The organism is Actinomycetota bacterium, from assembly GCA_035765775.1.
In the GTDB taxonomy this organism is placed as follows: Bacteria; Actinomycetota; CADDZG01; order JAHWKV01; family JAOPZY01; genus DASTWV01.
Genome location: DASTWV010000031.1, coordinates 22,500 through 29,975, shown reverse-complemented (window position 1 = coordinate 29,975; position 7,476 = coordinate 22,500). Strand labels below are relative to the sequence as shown.

At 70.1% G+C, this 7,476-nt stretch carries 8 protein-coding genes; 4 read left to right on the top strand and 4 right to left on the bottom strand.

Annotation, left to right across the window (positions count from 1 at the left end; genetic code table 11):
* The coding region (locus tag VFW71_06530; protein HEU5002418.1) for a hypothetical protein at positions 1–949 on the top strand (949 nt) is incomplete at its 5' end.
* Between the two features lie 30 nt (positions 950–979).
* Here the strand turns inward: VFW71_06530 and VFW71_06525 are convergent.
* Entirely contained in the window at positions 980–1,513 is a 534-nt protein-coding gene (locus VFW71_06525) for a hypothetical protein (GenBank protein ID HEU5002417.1), read from the bottom strand.
* A 53-nt stretch (positions 1,514–1,566) separates the two neighbouring features.
* On the opposite strand from VFW71_06525, the gene VFW71_06520 reads away from it, so the two are divergent.
* The 3 genes from VFW71_06520 (at position 1,567) to VFW71_06510 (ending at position 4,707) form a co-directional block, all read left to right on the top strand.
* The gene (locus VFW71_06520; protein ID HEU5002416.1) at positions 1,567–3,216 is read left to right on the top strand and encodes a Ppx/GppA phosphatase family protein; all 1,650 of its coding nucleotides are present in this window, start codon (positions 1,567–1,569) and stop codon (positions 3,214–3,216) included.
* Between the two features lie 15 nt (positions 3,217–3,231).
* Complete coding sequence (locus VFW71_06515; GenBank protein HEU5002415.1) at positions 3,232–4,419, top strand: acyl-CoA dehydrogenase family protein; 1,188 nt, start codon at positions 3,232–3,234, stop codon at positions 4,417–4,419.
* 138 nt (positions 4,420–4,557) lie between these two features.
* Positions 4,558–4,707: a hypothetical protein gene (locus tag VFW71_06510; protein ID HEU5002414.1), complete on the top strand. Its 150-nt coding sequence runs from the start codon at positions 4,558–4,560 to the stop codon at positions 4,705–4,707.
* 243 nt (positions 4,708–4,950) lie between these two features.
* Here the strand turns inward: VFW71_06510 and VFW71_06505 are convergent, their stop codons facing one another.
* Genes VFW71_06505 through VFW71_06495 form a run of 3 tightly spaced genes read right to left on the bottom strand, consistent with a single transcriptional unit; the run spans position 4,951 to position 7,404 of the window.
* On the bottom strand, positions 4,951–6,243 hold the full coding sequence (locus tag VFW71_06505) for a hypothetical protein (protein HEU5002413.1): 1,293 nt from the start codon (positions 6,241–6,243) through the stop codon (positions 4,951–4,953).
* 1 nt (position 6,244) lies between these two features.
* Entirely contained in the window at positions 6,245–6,799 is a 555-nt protein-coding gene (locus tag VFW71_06500; protein HEU5002412.1) for a SigE family RNA polymerase sigma factor, read from the bottom strand.
* Between the two features lie 32 nt (positions 6,800–6,831).
* The gene (locus VFW71_06495) at positions 6,832–7,404 is read right to left on the bottom strand and encodes a hypothetical protein (GenBank protein HEU5002411.1); all 573 of its coding nucleotides are present in this window, start codon (positions 7,402–7,404) and stop codon (positions 6,832–6,834) included.
* Positions 7,405–7,476 lie beyond the last annotated feature (72 nt).

Genomic DNA, 7,476 nt, shown 5'->3' with positions numbered 1-7,476 from the left:
CGCCGAGGACGTGTCCTGCGTGCTGAACAAGGCGGAGCCGGACAACGGCATCGACCTCGACGAGCTGCTCCGGGTCTACCCCCGGGGCTTCGCCGCCGTCCTGCCTTACTCCAAGGAGGTCTCCCGCTCGCTGAATGTGGGGCTCCCCGTGGTGGTGTCCGACCCCCGGTCCGACATCTCGGCGCGGATCCTGGAGGGGTGCGTGGCCCTCGTGCCCGCCGTCGACATCGTCCACGAGTGGCCGGCCAAGGCGGTGGCGCACCACTGGGGAAGCAAGCGCAAGGACAAGCATGCTCCGGCCCCCGCGCGTGTGCCCCTCCCGGTACTGGTTCCGCCCCTTCTTCCCGGCCTTGTTCCCGGCCTTGTTCCCGCCCTTGCGGCCGCCGGTGCCGGCCGCGCCCCGGCGACGGCGCCTCCGCCCGCGCTGGAGGCGCAGCCGTTCACCTGGGTGCAGCAGGTCGCCGCGGCTGCCGCCGTGGAGGCGGGCCGCCCGGGAGCACCCGACGTCGCCTGGCCGGCCATCCCCTCGGGAAACCAGGTGGCGGCCCTGCCGGCTGCCGGCCAGGCTCCGCCCCGGGAGGCCCCACGGGTCCCGGCGGTACCCGTCCAACAGGTCAAGCCCAGAGGCTGGTTCGCCCGCCACTTCGGCCGGGAGGACGCCGCACCCGGGCACGCCGAGACGGGCGGCAAGCCGGCGAAGGTCCGCCCCGACAAGGCAAAGCCCGAGAAGATCAAGCCGGAGAAGGCCCGTGCGCCGAAGGCCAAGCTGGAGAAGCTGAAGCCGGAGAAGGTGCGCCCGGAAACGGTGCGCCCGGAAACGGTAAAGCCCGAGAAGGTGAAGAAGGAGAAGCTGCGGGCTGAGAAGCCGCAGCCCGCCCCCACCCCGGAGAAGGTTCCCCGGCGGCCCCCCCGGGTGCGGACCGCCCCCCGCCACCGCTACGGCAGCTGAGTCCCTCTCGGTCCGGCGCCACGCATCACCTTACGGCCCCTCGATGTTGGGGTTGGTGGTCGGGCTGACCCCCGGAACCGGGAGCGGGTTCCCCGGGCAGTTCTCGGCCGCACTGGTCTCGACGGTCAGGCCCCGGTAGGTCTGGTGGTAGACCAGCGGCAGGCAGCCCAGGACCGTCCCCGTGACGTCGTGCACGTAGTAGCGGCTGATGGTGCCGTTGTTGGTGGCGCCCACCTGGACCCCCGCCCCCGGCTGCAGGGTGATCGCCTGATCGCCCTTGGCGCAGTTCGCCCCACAGGCCCGTATCACCACGGGCGCACTCCCGTCGTTGTGCAGGGTGACGGGGAAGATCGTGTGGGAGAACGGCCCGGCGTGCGTGACCCATGCGACGCCGACGGCGATGAAGGGGGCCACCACGGCTGCCGCAGTGAGCAGGAGGAAGAAGGTGATGAGGGGACTGCGCCGCCGCACCGGCGGAGCATCCTCGGGCTGCTCGGGCGAGCTGCCGTTGCGGCCGATCGGCGTCGGCATGAACCGGGGCTCCGGCTCGTCGTCCTCGGGCATCGAGCCGAATGGTAGTCAGATGGGAGCGGGCGCGGTAGGGGAGAATCCCTCGCATGTGCGCGCACGAGATGCTGCTTGAGCCCGCCCCGGGCGACGAGCTCCCCGCAGTGGCCCCCACGCCGGTTCCCGCCGACGTCGTGGCCGCTATCGACATTGGCACCAACTCCCTGCACCTGGTGATCGCCCGCCTGCTGGGTCAGCGCGCCTTCGAGGTCATCGAGCGGGAGAAGGAGATGGTGCGCCTCGGTTCCGGGGCGGGTGACATGACCCACCTGGAGGCGGGAGCGATCGACCGGGCCATCGCCGTTCTCGCCCGCTTCCGCGAGGTGGCCGAGATGCACGGCGCCCGGGTCGTGGCGGTGGCCACGTCGGCAGTCCGGGAGGCCCGCAACCGGGCGGAGTTCCTGTCCCGGGCGCTCTCCGAGGCGGGGGTCCTCGTCGAGGTCGTCTCGGGCACCGAGGAGGCCCGGCTCATCCATCTCGGCGTCCTGCAGGCGGTCCCCGTCTTCGACCAGCGCCTGCTGCTGTGTGACATCGGCGGCGGGTCTACCGAGCTGCTTCTGGGGTACCAGGGGGAGAGCCTGGCCGCCCGGAGCATGAAGCTCGGAGCCATCCGGCTTACCCAGCGGTTCTTCAGCGCCGAGCGGGCGACCTCGGCAGCAGTGGACTCCTGCCGCCGGTTCGTGCGCTCCACGCTGTCGTCGTTCCGCCGCGAGGTGGAGCGGTACGGCTTCGATGTCGCCGTCGGCTCCTCCGGGAGCATCGGGGCGGTGTGCGCCATGGCGTCGGCCCGCCACGACGAGACGGTGCCCAAGACCTGGAACAGCTTCACGCTCGGGCGGGGCGACCTCGATGCCGTGGTGAAGGCCCTGGTCAAGGCGCCCACCGTGGAGGCCAGGGCGAAGCTGTCCGGGATGGACCCCCGCCGGGCGGACATCATCCTCGCCGGAGCCCTCATCCTGGAGCAGGTCTTTGAGGAGTTTGGCCTCCGGGAGATGCGCTTCTCGGACTATGCCCTGCGGGAGGGCGTGCTGCTCGACGCCTGGCGGCGGGCGCACGGGGGTTCGCTGCACCACCTCTCCGACCTCCGACGGCGCAGCGTCACGGCGCTCTCCGAGATCATGGATGAGGACCGGGAACACTCCGCCCACGTCGCCTACCTCGCCCTGGACCTGTTCGACCAGACCGAGCCGCTCCACCGGCTGGGCGACGACGCCCGGGAGTACCTGGAGGCCGCTGCGCTGCTGTGCAACATTGGCCTGTTCGTGTCGCATGCGGCGCATCATCGCCATACCTACTACCTCATCCGGAACTCGGACCACCTGACCGGCTTCACCGACCGGGAGATCGAGCTCATCGCCCAGATCGCGCGCTACCACCGCAAGGGCCTCCCGCGCCCGACGCACCCCGAGTTCGCGTCGCTCTCGAAGGGTGACCAGCGCCTGGTGCGGTGCTGCGCCGGGCTGCTGCGGGTGGCCATCGGGCTGGACCGGACCCACAACCAGCGCGTGACCGGGGTAGCGGTGGAGGCGGGAGAGGGAACGCTGCGCATCGAGGTCCGGGCGCGGCCCGGCACCGACCCCGGGCTGGAGATCTTCTCCGCCGCCCAGCGGACCGACCTGCTGGCCGAGGGCCTGGATCGCACCGTCGACATCGTTGCCGGGCCCGGTGTCGGGCCCGCAGAGGACAGGGAGGACGCGTAAGTGACGACATCCGCCATGCCGTACGAGCACCTGGGCGAGGCCCTGGCCACCGACTACTTCCTCGTGCGCGACCAGTTCACCGATGAGCAGTGGGACCGCTTCATCAGCACCCGCCGCTTCGTCGACCGCGAGGTGCTGCCCACCATCAACGAGTACTGGGAGCGGGCCGAGTTCCCCTGGCCGCTGGCTCGCCGCCTCCCCGAGCTCGGGATCGTGGGCGACGACATCGTCGGCTACGGCTGCCCGGGCATGAGTGCCCTTGCCAGCGGCCTCGTCCACATGGAACTGCACCGGGGGGATGGGAGCCTCGCCACCTTCCTCGGCGTGCAGTCCGGGCTGGCGATGAAAAGCATCGACATGCTGGGCTCGCCCGAGCAGAAGGAGCGCTGGCTGCCGTCGATGGCCACCCTGGACACCATCGGCGCCTTCGCCCTCACCGAGCCCAAGCACGGGTCCGATTCGGTCGCCCTCGAGACCGAGGCCCGCCGGGACGGCGACCATTGGGTGATCAACGGGGCGAAGCGTTGGATCGGCAACGCCACCATCGCCCAGGTGGTGGTGGTGTGGGCACGCTCGATGGAGGACGGCAAGGTCAAGGGGTTCCTGGTGGAGACCGACACGCCCGGCTACCAGGCCAGCGTGATCACCGGCAAGGGGGCCGCACGGGCGGTGTGGCAGGCCGACATCGTCCTGGAGGACGTCCGGGTGCCGGACACCAACCGCCTGCCGGGCGCCAACAGCTTCAAGGACACCGGCCGGGTGCTGGTGACCACCCGGGCCGGCTGTGCCTGGGCGGCACTCGGCCACGCGGTGGCGGCCTACGACACGGCATTGACCTACGCCAAGCAGCGCATCCAGTTCGGCAAGCCGCTGGCCAGTTTCCAGATCATCCAGGAGCGGTTGGTCACCATGCTTGCCGAGGTAACCGGCATGCAGCTGTACTGCATGCAGATCGCCCGCCTGACCGAGGCCGGGCGGCTCACCGACTCCATCGCCGGCCTCGCCAAGCTGAACAACACCCGCACCGCCCGGAAGGTCATCGCCGAGGCCCGCGATCTGCTGGGGGGCAACGGGATCCTGCTCGAGAACCACGTGATCCGCCACATGTCCGACATCGAGGTGCTGCACACCTACGAGGGCACCGAGACCATCCAAACGCTCATCGTCGGTCGGGACATCACCGGCTACAGCGCCTTCATCTGAGAGTGTAAAAACTCCGTAGATCTACGGAGTTATTTGTTGCTCTTGACTCTTGTCTTTGCACCTGACAAGCTTTGGACAGGCGACCAGACTACCCACGGGCTCCCCGGGAGCCCCGAGGCATGAGATTGGGGGCGATCGATGTCAGGCATCATCGAGATGATCCAGGGCTTCATCGGCAACTTCCTCGGCGGCGACCTCATCCCGACGATCACGGGCATGCTTTCCCAGCTCGTCGACTTCGTGCTCGGGCTGGTCGGCGGCTTCATCCCCTCCCTGGCCCGCGGCTAAGCCACCTCGCCTGGATTCCGTTTCAGCCGGCGGTCGGACGTTTGCCCGGCCGTCGGTTTTGCGCGCCCGACACCGTTCGCTGAAGGAGGCACACGATGGCTGATGAGGAGTCGCGGCGGTAGCGACCCCAGGCCCAGCGGAGCACGCCAGCATCGAGGAACTGAAGCAGGAGACCGAGGAGCTGGAGAAGGTCGAGGAGGAGCTGAAGTCCGGGCTCGGCCCTGGGGAAACTGCCACGGCGTCCTAGCCGGCTGGCTGGGAAGCGGTCCAGGTCTCCCCGGCGTCAACGGATGTGTAGATGGTGGCGCCGCCGAACGAGGCACGGAGCGTGGTGGCGTCCTCGAAGCTGAGGGACGCGGCCGACAGCCTGTTTCCCTGCAGGGTCGTGCGCCAGGTGGTTCCGCCGTCGTGGGATACGACTACCCCGGTCGTCGTGAAGGCGGCGAAGTTCCTTGCGGATCCGACAGTTAGCCTTCCTGCGTTCGGCGTCTGCCCAAGCCTCGTCCATGTGGACCCGGCATCCGTGGATTGCAAGAGGAATGCATTCTGCGCCCCCCGCTGAGTACAAATAAGCGCTACAAAGCCTCCGGGACCCGTCGCGGGCGAGCCCGCGTCCCACTCGACCTGTCCGGTGTCTGCTCCTCGGGGTGGGGCGCTACAAGGATCGCCACCCGAGACCCAATGTGCGCCGCCATCCATTGACCGGTCAATGCGGGTCTGGGCGTTCGAAGTACCGCCGGCCGGGTGGCCGTAGCTGAGGAAGTAGATGTCGGAGCCCTGGACGAGGACGCTCTCCCCGAACCCCTGCGATATTGCCGGCGCGGGCAGCGTGCGCCATGCAGCGCTGCCGGCCGCAGCGCTCTCCAGCATGGGGTCGCAGGTTAAGGGGCAACCGCTGTGGTGGTAGGTGATGGCCACAACCGTGCCCTGGCTGACGTCAAGATCCTCCACGTTGCCCGCACCTGATTGCTGCTCCCAGGTCGTGGCGCCGTCGGTTGTCATGTAGAGGGGCGAGGTGGCGCCGTCACTACTGCCGTAGGCGTAGCCGATCTGGAGGCTGGCAAAGCGCACGTGGGCGACCGAACCCCCGTCCGGGGCCGACGCTCTGTCCCAGGTCTGGCCACCGTCGCCCGTGTGCAGGATCACCGTGCAGGGCGACCCGGTGCAGGTGGCAGTGCCCAGGAGCCACCCCTCGGCGTCGCTCACCCATGACTGGTCTTCAATTGCCAGGCCGGTGACACCCACTACCGGCAGCCCGGCCTGGGGTGAGGCCATCGCTGTGGGGGACAGCGCCGGAGAGGGTGTGACTGGAGCGGTGGACGGAGGACCGACTACGTGCAGCTTCACCTTCGGCGCGGGCTGGAGGGCCTGGTAGCCCACCACCGAGGCCGCCACCAGGACCAGGGCCACCGTAGAGGCCGCCGCCGTCAAGCGCCGGCGGCGCAGACGGGTGCCACGCGACACGATGTCGCCCAGGGGGGCCGGGCCGACACCCTGCGCCCGCTCCCGGAAGCGCCTGCGGGGATCCATGCTCACGTCATGCCTCCTCGTCGAGGTTGATGGTGTGGCGCAGGGCGGCAATCGCCTGCGACGTCAGGGCCTTGACCGTGCCCTCCTTGCAGCCCATCGCCACGGCGGTGTCGGCGACGGAGAGGTCGGCGAAGTACCGCAGGACCACCGCGGTGCGCCGGCGGGGGCTGAGCGAGGCCAGTGCCTGGGCGACGGTGTCGTCCGGGTCGCGGTCCGGCCCGGGCGCTGCCCCGTCCGAGAGGCTCCGGGTGTAGCGGGCGGCGACCCGGCGGCGACGGAGGGTTGAGATCGCCAGGTTGATGGCCACCCGGCGCAGCCACAGGTCGGGCCGCTCCAGGCCGCCCACCCGCCGCCACCGGGCCCAGGCCCGGGCGAGGGCTTCCTGGGCCACGTCCTCGGCCTGCCAGCGGTCGTGCAGGACGAAGGAGAGCGTGGCCACCAGGTCGGCGTAGTGGGCGGCGCAGAAGGCGGGGAAGTCAGGGCAGTCCGGGCAGTCCGGGCTTGACGGGGCGCCCTCATCCATGCTGGTTGCCTGCTCCTCGGCGAGTCCGGTGGCCTTCATACCGGAGAACACGCCGCCCTGGCTGCAAAGGTTTAGGGGGTCGTTAACTTTCCCCCGGCGTACCGCCAGACCACCGTCGAAATCCCCGATGGGCAGCAGGTGTGGTCACTTGCCTGGAACCAGGCTTCCTGGGCGGTGATCTTGCCGGGCGAGATGTCGATCTGGCTGACGTAGGGCATTGGGAGGCCCTGCGCCGGCGGGTGCTGGGGCGTGATCACTCCCAGGGAGTGGGCATGGTCTCCGTGCACGCTGAAGATCGCCCAGCCGTTGGCCAGGACGGCGTCGGCGGTGCCGCCGCCATTGGAGCACGAGACCGACACCCCGGCAGCGTTGGTCCCGGTGCCTTCCAGCGGCCCGTAGACGGTCTGGCTCCCCACGCTCACATGGACCTGGGGGCTGCCGGGGAAGGCGTTGGACTGGATGACCGCGGTGCCCTGGTGGAGCGCGATGGGCCCCGGCAGCCCGCACACGGCGCCCGGCAGGGTGGTGTTCTGCCAGTCCGCCGTGACCTCGGCGGGGGAGACGGTGGGGGCGGCGCCGCGGCCTGAGGAGCACCCGGCCAGGAGGGCGGCCGTCGCCACCGCAGCCGCCAGGACCCGTTTCACGCCCGCCATTATGCGGGCCTCGCCGGGACGTGCTCCGGCATGGGTCCCCCCGAGCATTGTTGGCGGCGTGGT